This is a genomic window from Ochrobactrum sp. S1502_03 (assembly GCF_044435015.1).
GTDB classification, from domain to species: Bacteria; Pseudomonadota; Alphaproteobacteria; order Rhizobiales; family Rhizobiaceae; genus Brucella; species Brucella chromiisoli.
In genome coordinates this window covers 1-26644 of the sequence record NZ_JAYEXN010000026.1, presented here as the reverse complement: position 1 = coordinate 26644, position 26644 = coordinate 1, and the positions used below count along the sequence as shown (strand labels likewise).

Below are 26644 nucleotides of genomic sequence, written 5' to 3'. Positions count from 1 at the left end.
TTTTAATTTCACAAACCGCCAACATGCAGTGTTTTGATTTCCAAATATTCTTCTATACCAAGCTTTGATCCCTCGCGACCAAGCCCGGACTGTTTAACACCGCCAAACGGTGCAACTTCGGTCGAAATGAGGCCTGTATTGAGGCCAACCATGCCAAACTCCAGCGCTTCCGCGACACGCCATGACCGCTTGAGATTTTCGGTATAGAAATACGCTGCTAGGCCGAAAGGCGTCCCATTGGCAATTTCAATCGCCTGCTCCTCTGTCTCGAAACGGAAAAGCGGCGCGACGGGCCCGAAAGTCTCTTCAGAAGCAAGCAGCATATCGGTCGTGGCGTCGCCCAAAACGATCGGTCGTGCATATTGGCGGCCTTCCGGCATAGTCTCGCTTTGCGCAAGAATTTTTGCCCCACGTTCCAGTGCATCGGCAACATGACGCTCGATTTTTTCAATCGCTGCTTGATTGATCATCGGGCCAATCACCACGCCCTTTTGTGTGCCAACGCCCACTTTCATCCGCGCGACACGGCTTGAAAGTTTGGCCGCAAAAGCATCATAAACACTGGCCTGTACCAGAATGCGGTTTGAGCAAACGCAGGTTTGGCCACCATTGCGGAATTTGGAAGCGATAGCGCCTTCAACCGCCTGATCAAGATCAGCATCATCAAACACAATGAATGGCGCATTGCCGCCCAGTTCAAGGCTCAGACGCTTGATGCTGTCAGCAGCCCCCTTCATCAGAAGCGAGCCAACACGTGTCGAACCAGTGAAGGATATCTTGCGCACGGTTTCATTTGCCATCAGTTCATTACCGATTTCACTCGGCATGCCGGTGACAATATTGATAACGCCAGCTGGTATCCCTGCCCGTTCTGCAAGTACGCCAAGTGCGAGTGCCGAAAATGGCGTAAACTCCGAAGGCTTAATGACGACCGTGCAGCCTGCCGCAAGCGCCGGAGCTACCTTACGCGTGATCATCGCATTGGGAAAATTCCAAGGTGTAATGATCGCGCAAACGCCGACAGCCTCTTTGAGCACCAGAATACGGCGATCTGCCGTCGGCGAAGGAATACTACCACCATCAATACGACGGGCTTCTTCTGCAAACCACTTCACAAAAGAGGCGCCATAGCGAATTTCGCCAACAGCCTCATTGAGCGGCTTGCCCTGTTCAAGCGTCAAAAGCAGCGCAAGATCCTGCTCATGCTCAATCATCAAATCAAACCAACGTTCCAGCAAAGCTGCACGTTCGGCATGCGTTTTCTTTTTCCATGGCTTGAATGCGGCGTGCGCGGCGTCAATTGCCGCGCGTGTTTCGGATGCCCCCATATCGGGGATCGTACCCAATGTGCCAAGACTTGCGGGATTGGTTACATCGACAGTGGCACCTGACGCCGCATCCTGCCAGACACCACCAATGAGGCCTTGTTGTCTGAAAAGGCTCTGATCTTTTAACATTCTTCTGTTCCCTTTTATCCGAGAGCTGCAAGCACGGCCTGCGTGATCGCCTCCGTCTTATCTTTGCCTGCAACTGTGCCGATACCTTGCGCCGTCGCCAATTCAATCGCCGTCATGACGTCTTTGGCGGCCTGATGCTCGCCGAGATGCTCAAGCATCATCGCTCCTGACCAGATCGCTGCAATTGGATTGGCAATACCAAGATGCGCAATATCGGGTGCTGAACCATGAACCGGCTCAAACATGGAGGGTGCTGTGCGGTCCGGATTGATATTGGCCGAAGCCGCATAGCCAAGACCGCCCTGAATGGAAGCGCCCAAATCGGTCAGAATATCGCCAAAGAGATTGGAGGCCACGATCACATCAAGGCTTTCCGGTGCCATCACCATACGTGCTGCCATAGCATCAATGTGATAATGCGAGACCTCGACATCAGGATATTCTTTGGCGACTTCTTTTGTCACTTCATCCCAGAAAACCATCGAGTATTTCTGCGCATTGGATTTGGTCACCGAAGCCAGCTTCTTGCGGCGCAAACGTGCTTGTTCAAAGCCAAAGCGGATGATCCGCTCAACACCCGCGCGTGTGAAAATCGCAGTTTCGACTGCCACTTCATCTTTCGTACCCGAATGCACGCGTCCGCCAGCACCCGAATATTCGCCTTCCGTGTTTTCGCGGATACACAGAATATCAAAGCCTTCAGAGCGCAGCGGCCCTGTTACGCCTGCAAGGAGACGATGCGGGCGAATATTGGCATATTGCACAAACGCCTTACGGATCGGCAGCAGCAAGCCATGCAAAGAGACAGAATCCGGCACTTCCGCTGGCCAGCCAACAGCACCAAGATAAATCGCGTCGAACTTGCGTAATGTCTCAATGCCATCAGCAGGCATCATCGCGCCAGTTTCATGATAATAGGCGCAAGACCACGGGAAGCTTTTGCCTTCCAGCGTGAAGCCAGTGCGTTTTGCAGCCGCTTGCAAAACCTGCCACGCCGCATCCGTCACATTCTTACCGATACCGTCACCCGGAATAAGTGCAATCGAATAGGTTGTCATTGTTCGCTCCCTTATAAATCGATAAGCACGCTTTTGGATTTACGATTTGCGAGATAGGCTTCACGCCCGAGATCCTTGCCAATACCGGAGCTTTTATAGCCGCCGGTTGGCAGGATATGATCGCGCGATCGCCCATAGCGGTTGACCCAGATGGTGCCTGCCTGCAATGCTTTTGTTACGCGGATTGCGCGTGACAGATCACGCGTGAAAAGACCTGCTGCCAGCCCATAAGTCGGATGATCCGCAAGTGCTAAAGCTTCGTCTTCTTCGCCAAATGTCTGGATCGTCAGAACAGGACCAAAAATTTCTTCGGTAACGGCTGGTGAGCTTTCAGTGACACCACGCAAAAGCGTCGGCTCATAAAAATAGCCTTCGCGGTCCATCCGTTTTCCACCGACAACACTTTGTGCGCCAAGCCTGACAGCCTTCTGCACAATCTCATCAATACGACAAATCTGACGTTCCGAGATAATCGGAGAATATTGGGTATTATCGTCCCATGTCACGCCCGGCTTGATATTCGCCATATGACGCGCAATCGCATCGCTCAATGCATCCGCAATTTCTTCTGAAACAATCAGGCGCGAACCCGCGACACAGGCCTGTCCGGCATTACTGAGAATACCACGCGTGATGGCAGAAGCAGCCAGTTCCAGATCGGCATCTGCAAACACCACCTGTGGGCTTTTTCCACCAAGTTCCAGCGTCATTGGCTTAATACCAGTACGGGCGATATTTTCCATAATCGCCGCACCTGCTGCCGTTGATCCCGTGAAGCTCACTTTGGAAATATCGGGATGGCCGGTAATGGCATTGCCAGTGGTTGGTCCATCACCCAGCACGATATTGATAAGCCCTGCCGGAATTCCCGCTTTGACCGCAAGTTCAGCCATATAAAGGGTGGAAAACGGCGTCATTTCAGACGGTTTCAGAACAACGGCATTGCCTGCGGCAAGTGCCGGTCCAAGCTTCCAGCCCGCCATAGAGATCGGAAAATTCCATGGCGTGATTGCGCCGATCACACCATAAGGCTCGCTCAGCGTCATGCCGAATGTGCTCGCGCTTGTCGGCACAACAGCGCTGCCCTCCTTGTCGGCAAATTCAGAAAAGAAACGGATTTGCTCAGCCGTGACAGCAATATCGCCTTCAATAAGCTGTGCAATCGGGCGTGTTGAAGAAACGGCTTCCAGACGTGCAAGCGTCAGTGCTTCCTGTTCAATAAGCTCAGCCCAGCGATGCATCGCATTAAGGCGCTCGCGTGGGCGAGCATCGGCCCAACCACTCGTTTTCAATGCAGCCTTGGCGGCCTGAACTGCCCGATCAACCACCCCTTCATCGGCGATAGGACAATCCCCGTAAGCTCTACCGTCAGAAGGCCGGCGCATTTCCATCCCGCCGGAAACATCGATACGCTCTCCGCCGATATAATGGTAAAACGGGAGTTCAAGCGCTTCGGGATTAAAGCTTAAAGTCATCGCGCACCTCGCACTTTCTTTGCTTAAGACCTTAGTGCCGCTGACGCCGCATTTTCGATCAAGAAATGCCCGCCCGACGGCTTTTATGCGCGTCAAGCGGGTTTTATGCGGCGGATTATTCTGGCTTACTCGTAAACGCAGAGGTAAATTTTGCGCACCGTTTCAATCGTGCGCCAGACACCGACAAAACCCGGCTTCATGACAAAGCTGTCGCCTGCGCGATATGTCTTGGTTTCACCACCCTTTTCCTCAATCTCGACGAGACCGGAAAGGATGTGGCAGAACTCCAGTGTCGTCCCCTTAATGGAATGCGTTTCGCCCGGCGTTGCTTCCCAGACTCCCGTCAGAACCTTATCATTTTTGGAAGCATCCTGTGCCCATGTCTTGAATTCAGGAGAACCCGAAATAAGACGATCCGGCGTTGGCAACGCTTCTTTCGGTACAAAGTCGGGATTTGGATCAATGGTAATCAGAAGCGACATGGAATTCCCCTTTTAGATTAATAACCAAGTGTGCGATCGATCAGGCCGATCAGTTTTTCCCCGGCGAGATAACGCTGGATGTTCTCAATGACGGATTTTGCAGCCGTGTGCGGCTGCGTGACGGAAGCGATATGTGGCGTAATGAGCACTTTCGGATGGGACCAAAGCGGATGCCCCACAGGCAGCGGCTCAGGATCGGTTACGTCACACATTGCCGCTGCAAGATGTCCGCTATCCAAGGCTTGGATCAGTGCATTTTGATCGAGCTGCGGCCCTCGTCCTGTATGCAGCAAGCGCGCCCCCTTTGGCAGCAACGCAAACAGATCAGCATTCAGGATACCGCGTGTTTCATAGGTCAGCGGCAGCAGGCATATGAGAATATCTGTTTGCCCCAGAAAGGGCGCAAACTGTTCTTCACCATAAAAACACGCAACACCTTCAATGTCTTTTTTGCTCCGGCTCCAGCCTGAAATCGGAAACTGAAACGGTAGCAGCCGTTCAATAGCTGCCTGTGCAAGCATGCCAAGCCCCAGAAAGCCTATGCGGCGCTCACTGGCCTGCACGATCGAAAGTGCGCGCCAGTCTTCATTTTTCTGCTGTTGACGATAGGCGATGGCTTCACGATGCAAGGTCAGCACGCCAAGCGTCACATATTCCTGCATCATGCGAACAATGCCGTCCTCAACCATGCGCACAAGCTTGACATGCGCGGGAACAGTTCCCGGCTTGAACTGATCGACACCAGCACCAATTGAAAAAAGAATTTCCAGATTGCGGTAGCGCGCTATGTCATCTGGCGCTACCCAACTGATAAGATAGCGGATTTTGTCAGGATCGACATCTTCTCCCGCCTGATAAAACGCGATATCCGGCAGCGCCTGAACAAAAGCGTCGCGAAAAACAGCGCCGCGCGCGGCATCCGAATTAAAGAGAAACGCCATACGATTCTGCCGCCAACTTGGGTTATATGATCAAGCGCGCGCCAAGATCGTCGATCATTTTCTGACACGCATGAAGTTCATTGATTTCGATATATTCGTTGGGGCGATGCGCGCGGCCAATATCACCAGGACCGCAGATAATCGCATCAATACCCGCTTGCTGAAAAAGCCCGGCTTCTGTGCCATAGCTTACCGCAGCCATTGCTTCCCGCCCCGTTAGTTCCACCATCAATTGTGAAAGTGCGCTTTCGTCAGACAGCGACAAGGCAGGATAAGAACTCAGCTCATGCCAATGCACTTCAAATCCATCGTCGCGCAAAGCGAGCAATTGCTTTCTCACCGGCTCAAGCAAAGACAAAGGCGATACACCGGAAATTGCGCGCACCTCGATATCTGCGGTGCAGCGATCCGGGATGATATTGACAGCCTGCCCGCCGGAAACCACGCCAAACTGCAAAGAGGAATAAGACGGCTCGAAATTATGATCGAACGGTCCGTTTTGCAGTGATTGACCATAGACCGCAGCCTGCGCAATGACAGTGGCCATAGCATGAACAGCATTCAACCCCAGATCGGGACGCGACGAGTGCCCTGAACGCCCGATGACTTCAAGTCGCGCAGCAGCCTTGCCTTTATGCGCACGCACAGCCTGCATCCGGCTTGGCTCTCCGATGATCGCACCAAGCGGCTTCGCGCAGAGCTTAGGAAGCTCCGCGAGCATATGCGGTACACCCCGACAGCCTGCCTCTTCATCATAGGAAAATGCCAGGTGAACCGGCCGCTGCAAGGAACTGGACGACAATTTGGGCAAAGCCGCCAAAGCACATGCCAGAAAGCCTTTCATGTCAGTCGTGCCACGACCATAAAGCTTTTCGCCATCCTTATGGAGCTTGAATGGGTCGGTTGACCATTCAGCCTCTCCGGCAGGCACCACATCCATATGACCGGAAAGAATATAGCCCGGCACATCACGTGGACCGACAGTCATGAACAGGTTCGCCCTGTCACCTTCCGGTCCCGGAAGCATATCAACCTGCGCTCCATGCGCTTTTGCATAGGCACTGATCCAACCGACAATCGGGTCATTGGCGGTGCCCACGACGGAGGGAAACCCGATCAATGCGGCAAGAATTTCTTCGACGTTCATGAATACCACATGCAAGGTTACTCTTCGGATTTTTACCAGCATAAGAGCGCCGCCCAGTGTTCCGTGCCGAATAAGGCGTAGCTTTAAACAAAGATTGCGAATTACCCCTGCCAAGAAGCAAATCCTGCCGCGAGCGCCATGTGATGATGCGGCAAAATACGTCTGCCAGACGGATTGCATTCATTGGCAGGATCAAAAACACTACTTATTGCAGGCTAGGGAATTGGGTTAGGACGCTGATATGCAGAATTCAGTGCGGCTGAAATCGTTTGAACTGATGGCGCAAGACATCGCAAATGTCGATGTCAGCATGCTGCATGCGCTTTCCATGGGCGTCCGCTGGCCGCATCGTCCCAATGACTGGGAGCAACTTCTGCAAACGGGTCGGGGTATCGTGGCCGTTGACGGGATCGGACGCGTGTTCGGAAGTGCGATGTGGTTTCCCTACGGGGACGATTTTGCAACCATTGGGATGGTGATCACATCGCCGCGCGCGCAGGCCCAGGGAAACGGACGCTGGCTTATGGATCAGGTGCTTGAACGTTGCAGCGGTCGAAATCTCAGTCTCAACGCAACCCATGCCGCCTATAGTCTTTACATTTCGCTAGGGTTTAAGAATGAAGCAACCGTCTATCAGTGTCAGGGTGAAACAGCGCTCACGCTTCCCGAAATTCCCTTTGCTGACGGTGACATTGTTCGTCTTTCGGATAGCGAATTTGAAACGCTGGCTCATTTGGACGCTCAGGCTTTCGGCGTCAATCGCGCCGGTTTGTTAAAGCACCTGTCTGACAAAGCAGAAATCTTTGGCTTGAAACGCAATGGCCAACTGGTCGGCTATTCCTTCTGCCGCGAATTCGGTCGGGGCAAAGTTATCGGCCCAATCGTGGCGCGTAACGATGAGGATGCAATCCAGCTCACTGCAATCCATCTGCATAATCTCAGAGGAGCCTTTGCCCGTGTCGATACGCGCGAGAAAACCGGTCCGTTTGCAGATTATCTTGCACAATGTCGGCTTGGTGTTTTCAGCACAGTCACCACAATGTCGAAAGGCAAGCCATTTCTGAACAGAAAGAGTGACACCCCTTGGGTGTATGGGCTTGCAGCCCATTGCTGGGGTTAACAGAAACCTAAACAATTGCCTTTCAGCAAAGCATAATATCGAAGTGCATTTCTTGTGAAAGCTCGTTTGGAACATCATTGTAACAACACAAGAGCTGCCTTCCACCGTCATTTTTCGTGCGCCGCAGTCACCGGCACTGCCATGATACTGCGTCGGGGATACGGTCTCAGCGCTCCACTCATTGCGCCAGCATGAGATCGCCATCACGGAATAATCAATATTTTCCGGTGCTTAAAAGCGCGCACGCGCCCCAACGAAGGGGTCGCAATCATCAAAATCAAACCATTTCTTAACGACTTATTTACTACGTTTGTAAGAAAATGAACTTAGCAAATCATTATGTCGACCTGTTCGTGAATTCGGCCCGTAATTTCGACTGTTTTTGAAAAGTGAATTTCACATGGCAAACACACATCAGGCATCCGGTTCTCGTTCCATCATCGATGAACTCAACGCCCTGCGTGAGCGTCATGCAGCACCCGTTGCCCCAAAACAAAGTGCCTTGGACGAGCTAAGCAACACATTGGCTGAACTTGAAAAACGCCTGGCCAATCTTGGAGAAGCGGCCCCTCGCCCACGCGCCGTTGTGCCCGATAAACGCCCTGATAATCGCATTGAAGGTCTTGCAGAAATTGCAGACCATCTGCGGCGTCTCGAAAGGGAAAAGAGCGAAGCAGGACATTTTGCAAGCCAGCCAGCACCGCGCTTTGCAGAACTGCGCGACGAACCACGCACATCATCGTTGGAACGCAACACACTGCGCCAGATTGACCAGCGTTTGGATGATATCAGTCGCTGCGTCATTGCAGCCAATCAGCACCAGCACTCCAATCACGAAGAAGCAATGCGTCTGGAGCGCATTGAACGCCGCCTTACGGAGCTGGCCCAGCAGCTTGACAGTTCAGACGCCGCACAGAATGCCGATATGCTGTTTCGTCGTCTCGGCGAACTTTCGCAGCGTATTGATGCTTTAAGCCAAGAGGCGCACCTGCCCGAAAATACAATTGAGCAATTGGCACAACAGATCAATCTCCTTGCCCATCAGGTCGGCAAGGTTATGGAAAATCTGAATCAGTCCGATTATGACAGCGTCGATGCGCGACTTGAGGCCATCGGTGAAAAGCTTGCAGTGGTTGAGAAATGGACGCGCGATCCAAACCCTGGCCTTCTGGAAAAGATCGATAACCGCTTTAAGGAATTGACCAAGCGACTGGATGCGCAATATGCAAGCCACTACGCCGATGGCGGTGTTTTGCATACGCTTGAAGGACGGCTCGACGATATATCACAGCAGATTTCACTCAGCCTTCTGCAGACACCACATGTCGACGAATCTTCGTTTGCTGAAAGCGAAGCCATTCGCGGTCTCGAAAACCAGATCGCAAATCTTGCACTCCAGCTTGCCAGACCATCGGCAGAATTTGAAGAATTAAAGCCGCGTCTTGATACAATCGAACATGCTATTGTGAACAACCGCGAAACGGTGCTGGATGCGGCAAGAGAAGCCGCCGAAGCCGCCGTTGCCAGTGTTTTAAAGCACGGTTCGCAGCACGACACCGCGATTGCACTCCAGCTTGCCAACGATATGAAGTCGCTTGAAGCACTCGCGCGCAATGCGGACGAGCGCAATGCCAGGACATTCGACATCGTACATGAGACGCTGGTCAAAGTTGTTGATCGATTGGCTACCCTTGAGCAGCAGATCGTCATCAACGCCGACACGTCGCCCAAGTCCAAGCCCGTTGCAAATCCGTATTCTACAGCAGCAAATGCACTCCCAACGCTTAAAACCAAGCCGGCTGAAAAAGCTGCAACCGATACAGCGCATGGTGAGGAAAAGCTTGCAAAACTGACACCCAAAACACTGGCGCCGCACACGCTTTCACCAAAGACACGGCAGGAACCGGAACTGAGCGCATCACTTGATTCTGTTCAGCCCGATAATGACAGCCTGCTTGATCTGAACACGATCATGAAGCGCGTGCGCGAAGAGCGCAACCAACAGGACGACGCCAAAGCCAAACCAAGCGGCAAAGCCGACCTGATCAGCGTTGCGCGCCGTGCGGCACAGCAAGCTGCCGACGAATCGAGCAAGCTTGAACAAAGCTCCGAAAAAGCAGCAGCAGAAAAGAAGGGATCGATCAGCAGTCTCTTCACCCGTCAGCGCAAGCCGATCCTGATGGCAATGGGTGCGGTGATGATGGCAATCGCTGGTTTGCAGGTGGGTGCTGCTTTTCTTGAAAACAAAGAGCAGGCCGAGCTTGTTGCAAAAACAGCAGCGCCGGAAATCGATAAAGCGACCACAGCTTCCCTCGCCCCTGCTTCTGAGCCTGCGCCAGCAACCATGCAGCCCATGCCGGAAATGGTTGCGCCTGAGACAACGATTGCCAAGCCACAGCAGGAAAGCAATCTTTTAACGCCGCAGGCACCGACCGAACCACAGGAACAGGCTATTCCCGATACGGCTGTAGCTCAGGAACCTGAAGCAACAACGCAAGATGTGCCTGTGGATGCTGGCCCTGCCGCGTTGCGTGAAGCAGCAGCTGCGGGCGATCCACGCGCCTTGTTTGAAATCGGCAATCGCTATGCGGAAGGTCAGGGCGTTACAAAAGACCTGACGCAAGCGGCAAACTGGTTTGAAAAATCGGCTTCAAAAGGCTTTGCCCCTGCGCTTTATCGCCTTGGGAACATGAATGAAAAGGGGCTTGGCATCTCCCGTAATCTCGCCAAAGCCATCGATTTTTATCAGCAGTCAGCACAAGCGGGCAATGCCAGCGCAATGCACAATCTGGCTGTGCTTTATGCTTCGGGTGCCAGCGGCTCGCCGGACAATGCATCGGCTGTACACTGGTTTACCGAAGCGGCAGAACGGGGCGTCAAGGACAGCCAGTATAATCTGGGAATTCTGGCTGCCAAAGGTCTTGGAATGCCGGTTAACCTCGAAGAAAGCTACAAGTGGTTTGCACTTGCGGCAAAAGCTGGAGACAAGGACGCAGCCGACAAGCGTGATCAGATTGGCGCCGCACTGACGCCTGAGAAGCTTGAGCGTGCCAAAGGCACAGTGGAACTCTGGAAGGCGAAGCCACTTAATCCGGACGCCAATTCGCTCGACATACCTGAAGGTTGGTCAGACGAAAAGCCTGTCACAACGGCTTCTGTGGATATGAAAAAAGCTGTTCGCAATATCCAGCTCATCCTGCAAAAAAACGGCTATGATGTTGGCACAGCCGATGGCGTGATGGGGAACAGAACCCGCAACGCGATCGCGGAAATTCAGAAAGCCAATGGGCAGGAGCCGACCGGCGAAGTCAACCAGCAACTCGTGCAGCTCCTGCTCGAAAAGAACAAATAGGCCTCAGTTTTGGGCCCAATGCATAGGATTGGCACTCCACATTGTTGTTCATAAACAACAATGTGCCATTTTCTTCACCCATCATTCAGCAAAGTAACTCTATTCTCAATCGGAGTTTGACTTCCCCTTGGTGAAAGAGCAAGACAATTGAACAGGTTAGAGCGCATCCTGAAAAGTGTTAAACGGGTTTAGGAAAAGATGCGCGTTAAAACAAAAGATTAGAGCGCCGATCTGATTTTATCAGACCGGACACGCTCTAATACAGCTCTTGCGGCATAGCGCGACCGCAAAGTGCTGAATGGTGTGCGTTGTAAAAAACCGGGTTCGGAATTGGGTATTTACCTTCCCATTGCGGAATTGTCGGTCAACATGCTGGTTCTGCTCGGCATGGGCGCAGCCGTGGGCTTTCTATCGGGATTGTTCGGCGTGGGCGGCGGGTTTCTCATCACGCCACTGCTGATCTTTTATAACATCCCGCCCGCTATTGCCGTTGCAACCGGCGCAAATCAGGTTATCGCTTCGTCGGTTTCAGGTGCTCTCGCGCATTTCAAACGGCGAACGCTTGATATAAAACTCGGGCTGTTTCTGGTCGCCGGCGGTATACTGGGATCGCTCCTCGGTATTTTCGTTTTCTCGTGGTTGCGTGATCTCGGACAGCTCGACCTGATCGTTTCGATCCTCTACGTCTTCTTCTTAGGCACAGTCGGCGGATTGATGCTGGTTGAAAGCGTACGCGCGCTGCGCCGCGTGAAAAAGGGACAGGCGGGTGCCATTCGCCGCCCCGGCCAGCACACTTGGATACACAAGCTTCCCTTCAAGATGCGGTTCCGCGCTTCAACAATCTATGTCAGCATCATTCCGGTGCTTGGTATTGGTTTCTTCATCGGCCTTCTGTCATCCGTGATGGGTGTCGGTGGCGGCTTCATCATGGTGCCTGCGCTCATTTATCTGCTGCATGTGCCAACCAATGTGGTTGTCGGTACATCGCTGTTTCAGATTACCTTTGTCACGGCTTTCACCACGGTGATGCAGGCGACGACCAACCAGTCAATCGACATCGTGCTGGCATTCCTGCTGATGCTTGGCGGCGTGATCGGTGCGCAATATGGCGCACGCGCAGGACAGAAGCTGCGTGGCGAACAGTTACGCTTGCTGCTGGCTTTGCTGGTGCTTGCCGTGGGCTTACGCCTTGCTTTCGGCCTGTTCGTACGGCCCGACAATCTGTTCTCGATCTCGATTGCGGATATGTGACATGAGGAAACTCACGCTCATATCAGTTGTGTTATTCAGCTTTGCAGCATTCCCGGCATCTGCGCAGATCAATTCAAGCGGCGATGGAAATACTGTGCCGCAATTGCAAAACCCGGCCGAAGAGACAATTGAGATCGGTCTTTCGACCGAAACAATTGCCATCACTTCTAATTTTGGCGGTACAGACCTTACCATTTTCGGCGCACTCGACAATGCCGACCCAGTGATCCAGCGTCAGGGGCGCTATGATATTATCGTCGTGCTACAAGGCCCATCCCGCGATCTCGTCGTGCGCAAGAAGGAGCGTTATCTCGGTGTCTGGGTCAATGCAGATTCTGAAACATTTCTTGGCGTGCCACTGTCCTATTCGCTCGCTTCGACGCGTAATCTTCAGGACATCGCAGATGACAAGCTATACCGCCAGCTTTCGGTCGGCGTTCGTAATTTTTATCTCAGGCCCGAAGATCCGGCGAGCCTTTCAGGAAATATCCTGACCTTTGGTAATGAACTGCGCGAAATGAAAATCCGCCAAGGCCTTTACAGTCAGCGCATCGGCGGTGTTGAATTTCTCTCCCGCACCCTGTTTCGTGCAACGCTGAACCTTTCTGCCAATGTTCCCGTGGGGCGTCATAAGGCGCGAGCGCTGTTATTTCGCAACGGTGTTTTTCTGCGCGAAGCCAATGCCAGCCTTGAAATTGTGAAAGCCGGTGTGGAGCAGAGCATCTATGATGCAGCGCACAAATACAGCTTCTATTACGGTTTATTTGCCGTGTTTTTAGCTGTCTTCACCGGTTGGGCCGGACGAATTCTTTTCAGAAAAGACTAACCACCGACCAGCGCACTATGCGCAATCGGGTAAATTTTGCCCTGCCCCAGCATATAGGCACGCAAGCTTGCATCAACGAACAGCCCGCGAAACGCGCGATCCAGCACATTGAGCGCGCCCGTATAAGCACCAAATGCAGGCATGATCAGCCTTTCGCCGTCGCTCGCAAAACATGGACGCCGCACCGACCGCCCTCGCCGGATGATCCGTGCTGCCGGATGAAGATGGCCTGCCACCTCGCCTTCTGCCTTTGAGCGCGATGGCTCATGACGGAAACTCAGCGGTCCGATTGCAAGCTCCTCAACGCAATCGCCGGGCAAATCGGCTGGGCGATCAGGGTCATGATTGCCGGTAATCCAGAACCAGTCGCGGCGTTCCATCAACGATTTAAGACGGATCGCATATAACGATGGGAGACGCTCGCTGGCCTTTGCATCGTGAAAACTGTCGCCGAGACTGATAACGGTTCGCGGCTGATAGCGCGCAATGACCGAAGCCAGCATGTCGAGTGTGGCAGCCGTATCATAAGGCGGAATGAGCTGTCCACGCCGGGCAAAAGACGAGCCCTTTTCAAGATGCAAATCCGAAACCACCAGCATATCGAGGTCCGGCAGAAAGAGTGCGCCGCAAGGATCGTAGATCGTCGCAACGCCGCACAATTCCGCATGCGCCAGACTATAAGCCTCACCATTTCCCCAGACTGCTATACTCATTGCGTTGCTTCTCTAATCAGATCATCGGCTGCTTCTTCAAGCAGCATATCATCGCCCTCACCGGCCACGCGCTCGCGCCCGATTTCAAGCATCACAGGCAGCGCCAGCGGAGAAATACGCGCCAGCGGCTTATGCAGCAGATGGCCCTTCACACGCGCCAGCATGTCGCCAAGACGCTTGATGTCGAGAAGCCCGGCTGCCGCATCGGCACGCGTTGCCTGTAGCAAAATATGGTCCGGTTCGTGGGTTCTCAGCACATCATAGATCAGATCAGTCGAAACCGTCACCTGACGGCCCGTTTTCTCCTGCCCCGGATGTCGTCGCTCGATAAGCCCCGAAATCACGGCACAATTGCGGAAGGTGCGCTTCAGGAGATAGCTTTCATCAAGCCATGCTTCGAGATCGTCCCCTAACATGTCTTCATCGAACAGCTGTTTGAGGCTTAATTTGCCAGAACCAATCATCGCACCCATGTCTTTGAGGCCCCAAAGCCCCAGCGAATAATCGGTCGCGACAAAGCCGAGCGGATGCGCACCCATGCGCTCAAGACGGCGGGTCAGCAACATGCCAAGCGTCTGATGCGCCAGCCTGCCCTCAAACGGATAGGCGACCATATAGAAACGCCCGCCTTTGGGGAACGTTTCGATCAGCAACTCGTCTTCTCGCGGCAGAACGGATTTAAACGCCTGCACTTCCAGCCATTCGCGCACCTGTTCCGGCAGGAACTGCCAGCGCGAACGATCCGCCAACATGGCGCGCACCTCAGATGCGAGATAAGTGGAAAGCGGAAATTTTCCACCTGCATAGACGGGAATTTTGGCATCCTGTCCGGCAGCGTTGGAAGCCATGCATTCGTTCTCACGAATGCCTTCAAATCGCAGCACTTTGCCCGCAAATAGGAATGTGTCGCCCGGTGTCAGCGTTTCGAGGAAATATTCTTCAATGCGGCCCAGCACACGACCGCCTCTCGCATTTGCGCCCTTGCCGCCACGCGTAAGCCGGACATTCAACTCCGGCGCTTCGACAATCGTACCAATATTCAGGCGATATTGCTGCGCGATGCGCGGGTTTGAAACCCGCCATGTGCCATCAACAGTCTTGCGGATTTTAGCAAAACGCTCATAGGTCTTGAGCGCATAGCCGCCGGTCGCCACAAAATCGAGAATTTGGTCAAAGGTTTCGCGTGAGAGACTGGAATAAGGTGCTGCACTTCGTACTTCCCGATAAAGCTGGTCGGCGTTGAAGGGCTCGGCACAGGCCATGCCCAGCACATGCTGCGCCAGAACATCCAGCGCGCCATCAATCAGCGGCGGCGTATCCTGCGCGCCAAGATAATTTGCGTCGAGCGCCGCACGGCACTCCAGCACCTCGAAGCGATTGGCAGGCACCAGAATGGCACGGCTCGGCTCATCCATACGGTGATTGGCGCGACCGATCCGCTGCGCAAGTCGACTTGCGCCCTTTGGTGCGCCGACATGAATGACCAGATCGACATCGCCCCAGTCAATGCCTAAATCGAGCGTTGAGGTGGCAACGACAGCGCGCAAAGTATTCGCCGCCATCGCCTGTTCCACCTTGCGGCGCTGGCTGGCATCGAGTGAGCCGTGATGCAGGGCAATCGGCAGCGTGTCCTCGTTGACGCGCCAAAGCTCCTGAAACAGCATCTCCGCCTGACTGCGCGTGTTAACGAACAGCAGCGTCGTGCGATGCGTGCGGACAGCCTCATAAATATCCGGGATCGCATAGCGCGACGAATGCCCCGCCCACGGCACCCGTTCCTCTGAATCGAGAATAGTAATTTCGGGTTTGGCCCCGCCATCAACCGTAACCAGACCGGATTTTGGCTCTGTATCATCCTGCTCGACCAGCCAGCGACGCAACTCGTCAGGTTGCGCCACAGTCGCCGACAAACCGATTGTCTGCATTTGCGGTTGCAGAAGGCGCAGACGCGCAAGCCCCAGCGCAAGCAGATGACCGCGTTTTGAGATAACCAGTGAGTGCAGTTCATCCAGCACCACATAACGCAGACCCTTGAAAAACTGCTCAGCCCCTTTAGAGGCAATAAGCAAAGCCAGTTGCTCCGGCGTAGTGAGCAAAATATCAGGCGGTGCGAGTTTCTGCCGCTGACGCTTATGTGCGGGTGTATCACCCGTCCGGGTCTCAATCGTGATGTCGAGTCCCATTTCCTCGACGGGTATGGTCAGATTTCGATGAATATCGACCGCAAGCGCCTTTAGAGGCGAGATATACAACGTATGCACACCGCGCTTTGCCATACCAGGCTTTTTGCTGCCACTCCGCTCCAGATCGACCAGCGCAGGCAGAAAACCTGCAAGCGTCTTGCCCGCCCCCGTTGGCGCAATCAGCAGTGTCGATTGCCCCTGCTCGGCGCGCGATAGTAATTCAAGCTGATGCGCGCGCGGCGACCAGCCCTTTTGCGCAAACCATTTTATAAAACGGTCTGGCAAGTGAAAGGCAGCGGCCTTAGAAGTGGGTGTCAGGTTCAGTGTCACGCACTCAATCTAGTGCTCACGAGGCGTCTCGCCAAGAGATTTGTTCACTTTTGTTCTCATTTTGTGAGAAGTTCGTTTTGCGCGCTCTTTTCAGCGGGAAGTTACTGACCTATCTAATAAATCATGCGCTATGATCAGTTGCTGCGTTCCACACCCAAAGGTCTCTATTGCCCGCCCGGCGATTTTTACATTGATCCGGTGCGGCCTGTTGATCGCGCGCTGATCACCCACGGACATTCCGATCATGCGCGTGCCGGACATGCTCATGTGCTTGCGACGCAACAGACGCTCGACATCATGGCAATCCGCTATGGTGCAGATTTCGCAGGCAGCACACAATCGGCCGATTTAGGCGCAGTGCTAAATGTAAACGGCGTCACCGTCAGCTTTCATCCGGCAGGCCATGTGCTTGGCTCCGCACAAATTGCAGTTGAAAAAGATGGCACGCGCATTGTCGCTTCAGGCGATTATAAACGTGCCGCCGATCCAACCTGCGCGCCCTTTGAGCCTGTTACCTGTGATGTTTTTATCACCGAAGCGACCTTTGCACTGCCCGTATTTCGCCATCCCGAAGCGGCGCATGAAATTGCAACTTTGCGGAAATCACTCACACAATTTCCTGAACGCGCGCATCTGGTGGGGGCATATTCGCTTGGCAAAGCGCAGCGCGTTATAAAACTCATTCGCGATGCGGGTTATGACGAGCCAATCTATATTCACGGCAGCCTGCAAAAGCTCTGCGATTATTATCGCACACAAGAGATCGATCTTGGTCGGTTGGAACCTGCAACGCTCGAACGTGGTGAAGCTGCGCCCGATTTTGCTGGCAAGATCGTCGTCGGCCCACCCTCCGCATTTGCCGATCGCTGGGCACGACGTTTCCCCGATCCACTACCCGCCTTTGCATCGGGCTGGATGCGTATCCGCCAGCGCGCAAAGCAACGCGGTGTCGAACTGCCACTCATCATATCTGATCACTGTGACTGGGACGAGCTGACCACAACCATCAGCGAGATAAAACCTGCGGAAGTCTGGGTGACACATGGGCGTGAAGAAGCGCTGGTGCGCTGGTGCGAGCTGCAAAATATCCCAGCGCGCCCGCTCCATCTTATCGGCTACGAAGATGAGGGCGATTGATGCGTGCTTTCGCTGAACTTCTCGACCGCCTTGTCCTCACACCCCAGCGCAATGGCAAATTGCGACTGCTGATCGATTATTTCCGCACCACACCTGATCCTGATCGTGGCCTTGCACTTTCAGCCATCACCCGCGATCTGGAATTGCAAAGCGTCAAGCCTGCTATGCTGCGCGCACTGATTACCGAGCGCACGGACCCTACGCTTTTTGCTTATTACTATGATTATGTCGGCGATCTTGCCGAAACGATTTCGCTGATCTGGCCCGGTCCGCGAGAAACGCCTGCGGGTGCCAACCTGCCGCTCAGCGTTGTCGTGCATGAGTTGCAAAACGCCTCACGCCGTGAGGGGCCGCAGCTTGTGGCTGGCTGGCTCGATCTGCTTGGCATATCAGAGCGTTATGCGCTTTTGAAGCTAGTGACCGGGGGCTTGCGCATCGGCGTTTCCGCCCGTCTTGCCAAGCAGGCACTGGCAGATTTTGGCGGTGTGGATGTGGTGGAAATCGAAGAACTCTGGCACGGACAGACGCCGCCCTTCACGGCACTTTTTGCATGGCTTGAGGGTCATGGCCCAAAGCCTGCCGCCACTGCCGACGCACCAATCCGACCCGTCATGCTGGCAACGGCGCTGGATGAGGTCGAAATTCCCTCGCTTGATCCATCTGCCTATAGCGCCGAATGGAAATGGGATGGAATTCGCGTGCAGGCCGTTGCAGAAAACGGTGTGCGGCGGCTTTATTCGCGCACCGGCGACGATATTTCTTCCGCCTTTCCCGATGTGCTGGAGGCCATGGATTTCGAAGGCTCTATTGATGGCGAATTGCTTGTTGGCCACCATGGCGAAACGGGTCTAGAAACTGCGACATTTTCCGATTTACAGCAGCGGCTTAATCGCAAAACGGTGACAGCCAAACAATTGCGCGAATATCCGGCCTTCATCCGTGCCTATGATCTTTTGCACGAGGGCACGCAGCAATCTGGTGAAGATCTGCGCGCACTGCCCTTCTCAGAACGACGCGCGCGGCTCACTCAATTCGTTGAAAAGCTTGATAAACGACGCTTTGATCTGTCGCCGGTCCTTCAATTTTCGAACTTTGATGAACTCGCGAAATTGCGTCTTAATCCACCGCATCCGGTGATCGAAGGGCTTATGCTCAAACGGCATGACAGCGCCTATGTGCCGGGACGCCCAAAGGCCCATGGTTCAAATGGAAGCGCGATCCATTCACAGTCGATGCTGTTGTGGTCTATGCACAGCGTGGGCATGGCAAGCGCTCAAGCTATTATTCAGATTTCACCTTCGCCGTGTGGACAGGACCGGAAGAAAATCCCGCTCTCGTCCCGGTCGGAAAAGCCTATTTCGGTTTCACCGATGAGGAGCTAAAACTTCTCGACAAATTTGTGCGCGAAAACACGCTTGAGCGCTTTGGTCCGGTGCGGTCCGTTCGGGCCGAGCCCGATCATGGATTGGTGGTGGAAGTTGCCTTTGAAGGCCTCAACCGCTCCAGCCGTCACAAGTCTGGTGTCGCCATGCGCTTTCCGCGCTTTTCTCGGCTGCGCTGGGACAAGCCGCCGCGCGAAGCGGATCGGCTTGAAACGCTGGAAAAACTGTTAAGCTGATTACTCAACAGCCGTTGTGACGCGGATAGCAAAAATATCAACAGGCTTGCCTGCGCCACTGAGATCGGAATTGATGGTAATCTTGCCTGCGCGACCACCGGCCTCAGCCTTCGCAAAATCCTGGTCGAACAGAAAGTCGCTCACAGAATCCCGAACGTCATAGCGTCGGCGTCCGCAATCGCCGAGACCCGCGAAATCACAATTGACCGACATTTGTGTTGGCTTGCCATCTTCACTGCGGGCAACAATGTCAAACGTTGCCTTCTTGCCTGCAAGCTGGCTGAGCACGCCCTCGCCCACATCAAACGTCACGCTGTCATTTGGGCCCTTCGACTGAAGCCGCGCAAAGCTGTTCGTGCCTTCGCGCATGATTTCAGCCGTGGCACCGCCCTGCACTGACATCCGCGTTGCATCGGCGGGTGTAAAAATATTGATCCAGGTGCGTCCTTCCGGATCTTCACCTTCCTTGATCGGAGCCATACGATTGTCTGTCAGAAGCGGGCTTGAACTGCCGCCGCGTGTGAAATCGGCAAAGCTGTTATAGAGCGAAAAGCCGATCAGTCCCAGCACAACGATGACCAGCACTGGAACACCGAAACTCAAAAACGGCGAACGCCGCTTTTTCTTGCGGTCTTTGCGCGAAACACCCGCTTCATAACCAAGATCGGCCGATGCACGCTTGTTCTTTTTGGATGCCGAACGAATGTCCGCAGTATCGAGCGCGGGACCAGCGTCAAAAGCGCCTCCATCCAACACAGGGTCGGCGGAATAAGGCGAGTCCAGCGTTGGCTCGCGCATAGCACTGGCCGCCTGAGAAGACTTAAACTCGGCTTCTATTTCCGAGATCGCATTTTTCACCTTCTGACGACGCTGCTGCCTCTGCTCTTCGCTAAGCGCTGAATTGGACACCAGCGCGCGCTCATGCGCGCCCCAGGCCGCTTCGTAGATACGCTGACGGGTGGCAGGGTTATGTGCATCCGACTTTGCGAATGCATTTCTGATTGCGCGTTCGATACTTTCCAAAGGGCCGTTCTTCCTGGGTTCTCATATTCCGAGTTTGCGTATTCTACCTGAGTCCTTAGATACGGTAATATTAGATAAGCCTCAGCGAAATTAACGTCTGAATCAAGGCATTTACCTGTTCTGAACCCATTTTGGCTACCCGCAACACCTGTCAAAGATACCAATTCTTAACTTTAAGACGTATTTTCCCCCAACCTTTGGTGGAAAAACCACCATTTCACGCCTTATGCAGCCCTTTATATCCATTCAAATTTTCATGTTGTGGTTGGCGAAAGCCATGTTAAAACTATTACGTTTACGCAAACGTCAATTTTTGGAGGATAAAATGGCATTGCCGGATATTTTGAAAAACAGGCTGCGCATTCCCGTGGTCGGAGCGCCACTGTTTATCATCTCAAATCCGGCTTTAGTGCTGGCGCAATGCAAGGCAGGTATTGTCGGTTCTTTTCCCGCGCTCAATGCACGGCCCGAAGCCCAGCTTGATGATTGGCTGGCCGAGATTACCGAAAATCTTGCCGCTCATGATGCGGCAACCCCGCATCGCCCTGCCGCACCTTTTGCGGTTAACCAAATTGTCCACCGCTCCAACAAACGGCTTGAACACGACATTGGCCTCTGCGTGAAATACAAAGTCCCCATCGTTATTTCATCACTGGGTGCTGTGCCGGAAGTAAATGATGCAATTCACTCCTATGGCGGCATCGTTCTCCATGACGTTATCAACAATCGTCATGCCAATTCCGCCATCCGCAAAGGTGCAGATGGCCTTATAGCTGTTGCAGCAGGTGCTGGCGGCCACGCAGGGGCGCTCTCGCCTTTCGCACTCATCCAGGAAATCCGCGAATGGTTTGACGGACCGCTGCTGCTTTCCGGCGCAATCGCCAATGGTGGCGCAATTCTCGCTGCACAGGCCATGGGCGCAGACCTTGCCTATATCGGCTCTCCCTTTATTGCGACCACAGAGTCCCGCGCTTCTGATGGCTATAAACAGATGATTGTCGATTCAAACTCTTCAGACATCGTTTATTCGAACTATTTCACAGGTATTTCAGGCAATTATCTTAAACCATCCATAGCGGGCTCCGGCCTTGATCCGGATCATCTTCCCGAAGCAGATCCATCGAAAATGGACTTCGAAAAGGCCCAGCAGGAAGGTGCAAAAGCGTGGAAAGATATCTGGGGGTGCGGACAGGGAATTGGTGCTGTGAAAGAGATTACGCCTGCAGGTAAGCTTGTTGACAAACTTGAACATGAATATATTGCAGCGCGTGCTCGCATTTGCACGAACGGATAATAGCACTCATTTTAACGTTATAAGGCAAGGTCTGAGACAAACATCAAGATTGCACGTTTTGGGCCTTGCTTTCCTTTACGGTTTTGGTTATCAGCGCAGCGTTCGATTTGAAAACAATCGATACTCCCACCGGAGTTAGGAACCCTTGTTCCTTGCCGCTTTAGCTCAGTTGGTAGAGCACATCATTCGTAATGATGGGGTCACGTGTTCGAGTCACGTAAGCGGCACCAGTAAAATCAAGCACTTAGCACCCGTTCTCAACACTTCATATAATCTCGTGTCACCAAAGTGTCACCACGAGCGCATATGCCTCGTGACACATATAACCTTGGGTGACTCTTGGGGATAGAATGGCGTAGCGCGCAACTTCACTTGGCAGCGCGCTACACGATTTCCGCTTACTTATGAAAGTAGCCCCAAAGTTTGAGGGTGTTCTCGTAGAGCGAAGCAATGCCAACGATGATCGCGAGAACGGTAATTGCTACCCATTTACCAACGCGCCCCAACGTTTGCAGCGTTTCCCATAGGGTCATTACGCCTTCGAGGTTCGAGATATCCTTGTCATCCAGCTTCGAAAGGAACTCTTTCGTATGGTCTGGAAGCTCGATCATGCGGTTTACGGTCGGTGCTTCTGTGTCCATTGGCGTCATGCCTTCCATCCGCACATTCTTGCACCGCGTTCATTATGAGCCAACATCGCTGATACCTCCCGATCAGTCATAGCCGCCAGAGCGACAGGAGAAGGCCGCAAAGGACTCGCGACCAAACAGAACGAGCCTTGTGGGCTGGCGCATGCCGAGAGCAGACATAGCGAGCCAAGTGCAATCACCTTGACCATTTCGATAGCCTTCCGCGGTTCTGCTGAGGCTCGCGGCCCGCGACCGCTGCGTCAATTTCATCGGCAACAGATCGGGCAGCTGAGTTTTCATCTTTCTGCCGCGTCTTTTCGACACCCTTACCGTCTGCACGGCCCTTTAAGTACAGGCCGAGCGCCCCAGCAATAGCCAGAGCGATATACGCCACCCATCCATTCGAAGCGGCGACTAGAGCGAATATGGCTTCAAGCATGATCTTCCCCTCCCTTCACTTGTTTGAGCTCGCGGTTCTTCTTGTTGATCCGGTGACGGTCGATCAGCCACCAGCCAAAGACGATTGCGTTTACGATGATGCCTATCAGGGCGTCAGCTGCGCCATCGTCCAGCCAACCGCGAGCGATCAGAAAACCGCCCGCGATCTGCAAAACTTGTCGGATAACCGGGATGAGCAACGCGATGTCCATCATTTGCCCTTCCCGAAAAACGAGAGAATTGCTTTGAAGAAATCAGCCCAGAAGCTCGTGGTAGCTGTCGGGCTGACAGCGGTTCCGGGCGTACTAGGAGCTTCCGCGTTGTCGCTTGGGGCATTTGGAGGCGGCGCGACGGCATTTCCTGCGACCTTCACCTTGTCCAAAAGCGCCTCGACGGTTTCCGGCTTGACCAGCGCCTTATTCAGTTCGTCGCCCGCATAGTAACTTTCGCCGCGCTTGAGCTTTCGGTGCCCGCCTTGCACTGCGGCCAGAACTGGGAATGACGCCCATTCCTGAGCAAGCCGCTTGCCGAATTCGGTGCGGCTGATCTTTCCGGCCATGAAATCTTCATAGCCGCGCCGCTTCAGCAAATGGAAAGCAAGCCGGTCCTGAAAGTTCGCGTCGAATATCTGGGTTCCCTTCAGGCCAAGCTCCTTGGCGAGATCCTGAAGCGTGGCGCGCATGAACTGAGCCGCGCCAGCCGCTGACGAAGCGGTTGTATAGCCCCAGTTCGCCTTTACCCACGCCTTGCTTGACCAGTTTTTCTGTGCGTCAACGAGATCGCCAAGCGTCATCTTGGTGATTGGCTTTGCAAGCCGGTTCTGCCGGTTGCCGAAAATGACCTGATAACAATCAGGAGGCGCTTTCCCTGCATCGGTTCGGTAAATGAAGTCGAGCAAAAGCGCCGCACCGGCTGGCACGGTTTTATCCATTGGTTTTCCTTTCGGGCGTAAAAAAACCGCCACTCGGGCGGTTGCATTGATCTGCTCATAATCCAGAGCCCTGACGCGGCGCGTCAAAACGCCGTAAGGATCGAACAGGAGCTTGGACAATTATGTCTGAATGTTTCCAAAACCGACGCCGCTGTGTTAACTGCGGAATGTTTGGAAGTCGGTTGGGCTCTTTGAGTTGGGGGAATTATGCGGGCCTTAAGCGCCGTCTCAGTGTATTTGCAGTCTTTTGTAAGAAGCGATGAACGTTTTGAGGCTAACGCAGATAGCCCACCGTCCCGGCAGTGGGGTGCGTTTTCACGCTGGGTTCTGTTCAGCGCTTACGGGAGCGTAGCCCTCCTTTTCTTGGCTGTTTTCGTTCTCAATCCTTTCGGGAATTTCCCAATAACCCGGTTTTCACAGGTCTTTTCTGACAATAATCAGCGGTATTCATATCCTTCGATAGTTCGGTCTGGTCATTATCAGTCAGCGATTTTTGGCACGTCCTCCTCGCGCCTGCTCAACCCGCAAGATTTGGAGCAAGAATTCGGCGGCAAGTTCGCCAACCTCTCCATGGATGCTGCTACTGCGTGGGAACAAACTCAGTTGACGCGACTGTTCTTGCGACACGTCAGCGAGCCGAAAACCGTTATTCTTTCGCTGGATAAAATGATCTGGTGCAACCAAGCGGCTGATAAGCAGCGTGTTACTTTTCGGCTTTTCCCAGAAACGTTTTACGATGAAAACCCGTTCAACGATGTAGCAGACATACTGAACCTTGAGCTCTGGGACGCCCTTCGCAAATCAGTAAAGGTGGCGACCGGCTCAAGAGATAAGTACCAAGATGAAGCGGGCTTTGGCGACTTCACACCCGGAGAAGAAAATTACGATCCGGAACGCGCTTTTGCACATATCCATGAAAAGCCATTGGCTCAGCCAGATAGCTCGCTTCTTGATCCTGACGCACTGGCGAAACTGAATTTCCCCGCTCTTGGCTGGCTGGTAGATACGCTGAACCAAATCCCTCATGATACCCGCACGCTGATTGTGCATATGCCTGTCAACGTCATGGCTCAGGCGGCTCCCGGAACAATAGCCGCCCAAGCTGAAAACGAATGCGCTCTGCGTATCAAGAGCATTGCAGAAAAGCGGCGAGTCCCTGTACTCGACATGGCGTTTGCTTCGCCTTTCACGACCAATGATTTAAATTATTGGGATCGGATGCATTACCGGCTTCCACTCGGAACGCAGATCATAAAGGCCATGGGGCAAGCGTATAGAGACGGAAAATCAACCGACATTCTCCACGTGACAGCTGCAAAGAATTAATCAGATGCTATTTCAGACACAGCTTTTCCTATTAATTTTTCTGCCGCTGACCCTGACCTTCTATTTCTTGGCTGCACACAGAACCGAAGTGCGCATAGGAGTTTTGATTGTCGCCTCGCTAATCTTTTACGGTTGGTGGGATGCGCGATTTGTCCCGCTGTTGCTCGGGCAGGCTATCCTTACGTGGCTATGTGCGGAACTTTTCTTCAGATACAGACTGCGTGCTGTGCTTTGGATCGGGATCGCCATTAACCTGAGCGTGCTCTGCCTATTCAAATATTCGGACTTTCTCATATCGAATATTGAAGCGCTTATCGGCTTTCCATTGCCGCATTCGTCTTGGGTTCTTCCGATTGGCATTTCGTTCTTCACCTTCGAGCTCGTTTCCTACCTTGCTGATCAGATGCGCGGCCACCAGAAGCATTATCGCTTTAGTCGCTTCATGCTTTTCGTGCTTTTTTTCCCGCGTCTCATTGCTGGTCCGATTGTACGTCATGATGAAATCGTGGAGCAGTTTGAGAAAGACCCGCTAAGGCCCGGTGCAGATGAAAGACTCGGGCGCGGCTTTGTGCTTTTGACGCTCGGTCTTGCAAAAAAGCTCCTGATCGCTGATCCGTTGGCAACGATTGCCGATCCGATGTTCGCAGCCTCCGCCATGTCGCCCCAACCATTGCTTGATAGCTGGATGGGCGTACTTGCCTTTTCGCTCCAACTGTATTTCGACTTTTCGGCCTACACTGACATGGCAATCGGCATGTCGCTGATGATGGGTTTGAAACTTCCCATCAATTTCAATGTGCCTTATCGGGCCACTTCAATCCGTGATTTTTGGCGGCGTTGGCATATGACGCTATCGCGTTATATCCGCGACTACTTATATATCCCGATGGGCGGATCACGTGCCGGTCAGGCAATGTTCATCGTCGCCACAATGGTTTCGATGACGCTCTGCGGCCTTTGGCATGGTGCGGGGTGGACGTTCGTGGTGTGGGGCGCAATGCATGGCATCGGCCTTATTGTCTGCCGATATTGGCAAGCGAGTGCAGTTCAACTGCCCGCTGTAGTCGGTTGGCTCCTTACAATGTTATTCGTCATGGCCGGTTGGGTACTATTCCGTTCCCCAGACTTCTCGACGGCACGTTCAGTATTCAGCGGCCTTGCCGGTTCGGACGGGATCGGCGGACTTGATAAATCTGACTGGATAATTGCCGTGGGAGCCATCGTCGCAGTTGTTGGGCCAACCAGCCTGAGCTTTGTCGAACGCTACCTTCTGCCATGGCGTACAGGAGCAATCGTTTGGGCCGGTCTTTGGGTCTACTGCTTAATGGTGATCGGCGGCGAAAACCCGGTCAGTTTCATTTATTTCCAGTTCTGACAGCCGTTAAAGCTTTGCCGCATCACGCCAGAAATCGTCTCTTTGTTCCAATGTCCACGCCATAGCCTGCCGCACTTTATCAGTGAGCCAGTGCAAACGATTGAAGTTTTGAGCGCCTACAACAAACATTTGGGCTTCAAATCGGTCATCGTCTGTTGGGAGTTGGTCGATAATGACTTGTAACGGGGCCGGTATAACCCCGCCTTGCATTGCTGCAAGCGCTTCGGCCTTGCTGATGATCCCCATTGCCGCCAGTTGCTGGAAAAACTGGCGACGACTGATTTCATCCGGAATGGGCTGTGTCTCTGGACCGGGCTCAACTATGGCTGATCCGTTCCAGATTTTCCCATATACCGTTCCACCGGGGCCGCGAGTATATCCATAGTCACTATCGATGCCGATCAAATGTCCCGCTATCTGCGAGCACTGGAAGTCTTCTTGTCATTAAGCATGGAATAAGGACCCCATTTGAGGGGTTATCGGCATCCAAACGGGACCCCTTATTTAAAGGGTAACATGACCTTCGATTTCAATCGGA

Annotated in this window: 22 protein-coding genes, 1 tRNA gene and 1 pseudogene; 10 read left to right on the top strand and 14 right to left on the bottom strand. The window is 53.4% G+C overall.

Translation table 11 applies throughout. The features are described from left to right. Positions 1 to 8 precede the first annotated feature (8 nt). The 6 genes from VBH83_RS14815 to argE form a co-directional block, all read right to left on the bottom strand. Entirely contained in the window at positions 9 to 1457 is a 1449-nt protein-coding gene (locus tag VBH83_RS14815; protein WP_396998427.1) for an NAD-dependent succinate-semialdehyde dehydrogenase, read from the bottom strand. A 14-nt stretch (positions 1458 to 1471) separates the two neighbouring features. Further along, complete coding sequence (locus tag VBH83_RS14810) at positions 1472 to 2515, bottom strand: tartrate dehydrogenase (RefSeq protein WP_265985765.1); 1044 nt, start codon at positions 2513 to 2515, stop codon at positions 1472 to 1474. Positions 2516 to 2526: 11 nt separating this feature from the next. After that, positions 2527 to 3990: an aldehyde dehydrogenase family protein gene (locus tag VBH83_RS14805; RefSeq protein ID WP_396998425.1), complete on the bottom strand. Its 1464-nt coding sequence runs from the start codon at positions 3988 to 3990 to the stop codon at positions 2527 to 2529. Positions 3991 to 4115: 125 nt separating this feature from the next. Then, entirely contained in the window at positions 4116 to 4472 is a 357-nt protein-coding gene (locus VBH83_RS14800; protein ID WP_265985767.1) for a cupin domain-containing protein, read from the bottom strand. A 17-nt stretch (positions 4473 to 4489) separates the two neighbouring features. Then, positions 4490 to 5413 (bottom strand): glyoxylate/hydroxypyruvate reductase A, encoded by a 924-nt coding sequence (locus VBH83_RS14795; protein WP_265985768.1) that lies wholly within the window; start codon positions 5411 to 5413, stop codon positions 4490 to 4492. 22 nt (positions 5414 to 5435) lie between these two features. Continuing rightward, a complete protein-coding gene (argE, locus tag VBH83_RS14790; protein ID WP_265985769.1) occupies positions 5436 to 6560 on the bottom strand; it encodes an acetylornithine deacetylase in 1125 nt (374 codons plus the stop codon). Positions 6561 to 6801: 241 nt separating this feature from the next. Between argE and VBH83_RS14785 the strand changes: the two genes are divergently transcribed. From VBH83_RS14785 to VBH83_RS14770, 4 genes are all read left to right on the top strand, one after another. Beyond that, complete coding sequence (locus VBH83_RS14785) at positions 6802 to 7680, top strand: GNAT family N-acetyltransferase (RefSeq protein WP_265985771.1); 879 nt, start codon at positions 6802 to 6804, stop codon at positions 7678 to 7680. A gap of 400 nt (positions 7681 to 8080) precedes the next feature. Beyond that, entirely contained in the window at positions 8081 to 11032 is a 2952-nt protein-coding gene (locus VBH83_RS14780) for a peptidoglycan-binding protein (protein WP_396998422.1), read from the top strand. A 369-nt stretch (positions 11033 to 11401) separates the two neighbouring features. Beyond that, positions 11402 to 12283, top strand: coding sequence for a sulfite exporter TauE/SafE family protein (locus tag VBH83_RS14775; protein ID WP_396998447.1), 882 nt, complete (start codon positions 11402 to 11404; stop codon positions 12281 to 12283). A 1-nt stretch (position 12284) separates the two neighbouring features. Then, entirely contained in the window at positions 12285 to 13109 is an 825-nt protein-coding gene (locus VBH83_RS14770) for a TIGR02186 family protein (RefSeq protein WP_265985774.1), read from the top strand. Here VBH83_RS14770 and pdeM read toward each other — a convergent pair. Together pdeM and VBH83_RS14760 are read right to left on the bottom strand one after the other, a co-directional pair. After that, entirely contained in the window at positions 13106 to 13822 is a 717-nt protein-coding gene (gene pdeM / locus VBH83_RS14765) for a ligase-associated DNA damage response endonuclease PdeM (RefSeq protein WP_265985775.1), read from the bottom strand. The genes VBH83_RS14770 and pdeM overlap by 4 nt on opposite strands. After that, positions 13819 to 16335 (bottom strand): ligase-associated DNA damage response DEXH box helicase, encoded by a 2517-nt coding sequence (locus tag VBH83_RS14760; RefSeq protein ID WP_396998420.1) that lies wholly within the window; start codon positions 16333 to 16335, stop codon positions 13819 to 13821. The genes pdeM and VBH83_RS14760 overlap by 4 nt, the downstream gene beginning before the upstream one ends. 123 nt (positions 16336 to 16458) lie before the next feature. Here VBH83_RS14760 and VBH83_RS14755 point away from each other — a divergent pair, with 123 nt between their 5' ends. Continuing rightward, positions 16459 to 17472, top strand: a complete 1014-nt coding sequence (locus tag VBH83_RS14755) for a ligase-associated DNA damage response exonuclease (protein ID WP_265985777.1) — start codon at positions 16459 to 16461, stop codon at positions 17470 to 17472. Continuing rightward, positions 17472 to 19090: pseudogene (locus VBH83_RS14750) on the top strand (cisplatin damage response ATP-dependent DNA ligase). The gene VBH83_RS14755 and the pseudogene VBH83_RS14750 overlap by 1 nt, the downstream one beginning before the upstream one ends. Here the strand turns inward: VBH83_RS14750 and VBH83_RS14745 are convergent. Then, positions 19091 to 20113 carry a hypothetical protein gene (locus tag VBH83_RS14745; RefSeq protein ID WP_265985779.1) on the bottom strand — a complete coding sequence of 341 codons (1023 nt, stop codon included), beginning with the start codon at positions 20111 to 20113 and terminating at the stop codon, positions 19091 to 19093. It lies immediately after the preceding pseudogene. A 325-nt stretch (positions 20114 to 20438) separates the two neighbouring features. Between VBH83_RS14745 and VBH83_RS14740 the strand changes: the two genes are divergently transcribed. Beyond that, positions 20439 to 21407, top strand: a complete 969-nt coding sequence (locus VBH83_RS14740) for a nitronate monooxygenase family protein (RefSeq protein ID WP_265985780.1) — start codon at positions 20439 to 20441, stop codon at positions 21405 to 21407. A 154-nt stretch (positions 21408 to 21561) separates the two neighbouring features. Beyond that, positions 21562 to 21637, top strand: a tRNA-Thr gene (locus VBH83_RS14735). Positions 21638 to 21805: 168 nt separating this feature from the next. Here the strand turns inward: VBH83_RS14735 and VBH83_RS14730 are convergent. From VBH83_RS14730 to VBH83_RS14715, 4 genes are all read right to left on the bottom strand, one after another. Continuing rightward, positions 21806 to 22048, bottom strand: a complete 243-nt coding sequence (locus tag VBH83_RS14730; RefSeq protein WP_396998445.1) for a hypothetical protein — start codon at positions 22046 to 22048, stop codon at positions 21806 to 21808. A 184-nt stretch (positions 22049 to 22232) separates the two neighbouring features. Continuing rightward, on the bottom strand, positions 22233 to 22475 hold the full coding sequence (locus VBH83_RS14725; RefSeq protein WP_396998417.1) for a hypothetical protein: 243 nt from the start codon (positions 22473 to 22475) through the stop codon (positions 22233 to 22235). Then, positions 22468 to 22689 carry a hypothetical protein gene (locus VBH83_RS14720; RefSeq protein ID WP_396998415.1) on the bottom strand — a complete coding sequence of 74 codons (222 nt, stop codon included), beginning with the start codon at positions 22687 to 22689 and terminating at the stop codon, positions 22468 to 22470. Before VBH83_RS14720 ends, VBH83_RS14725 begins: the two co-directional genes overlap by 8 nt. Further along, on the bottom strand, positions 22686 to 23405 hold the full coding sequence (locus VBH83_RS14715; protein ID WP_396998413.1) for a hypothetical protein: 720 nt from the start codon (positions 23403 to 23405) through the stop codon (positions 22686 to 22688). Before VBH83_RS14715 ends, VBH83_RS14720 begins: the two co-directional genes overlap by 4 nt. A gap of 207 nt (positions 23406 to 23612) precedes the next feature. Here VBH83_RS14715 and VBH83_RS14710 point away from each other — a divergent pair, with 207 nt between their 5' ends. Together VBH83_RS14710 and VBH83_RS14705 are read left to right on the top strand one after the other, a co-directional pair. Continuing rightward, positions 23613 to 24731: a hypothetical protein gene (locus VBH83_RS14710; RefSeq protein WP_396998412.1), complete on the top strand. Its 1119-nt coding sequence runs from the start codon at positions 23613 to 23615 to the stop codon at positions 24729 to 24731. A gap of 4 nt (positions 24732 to 24735) precedes the next feature. Then, positions 24736 to 26106, top strand: coding sequence for an MBOAT family O-acyltransferase (locus VBH83_RS14705; protein WP_396998411.1), 1371 nt, complete (start codon positions 24736 to 24738; stop codon positions 26104 to 26106). Between the two features lie 6 nt (positions 26107 to 26112). On the opposite strand, the gene VBH83_RS14700 is transcribed toward VBH83_RS14705, so the two are convergent. After that, complete coding sequence (locus VBH83_RS14700; RefSeq protein WP_396998410.1) at positions 26113 to 26511, bottom strand: hypothetical protein; 399 nt, start codon at positions 26509 to 26511, stop codon at positions 26113 to 26115. Between the last annotated feature and the right edge of the window lie 133 nt (positions 26512 to 26644).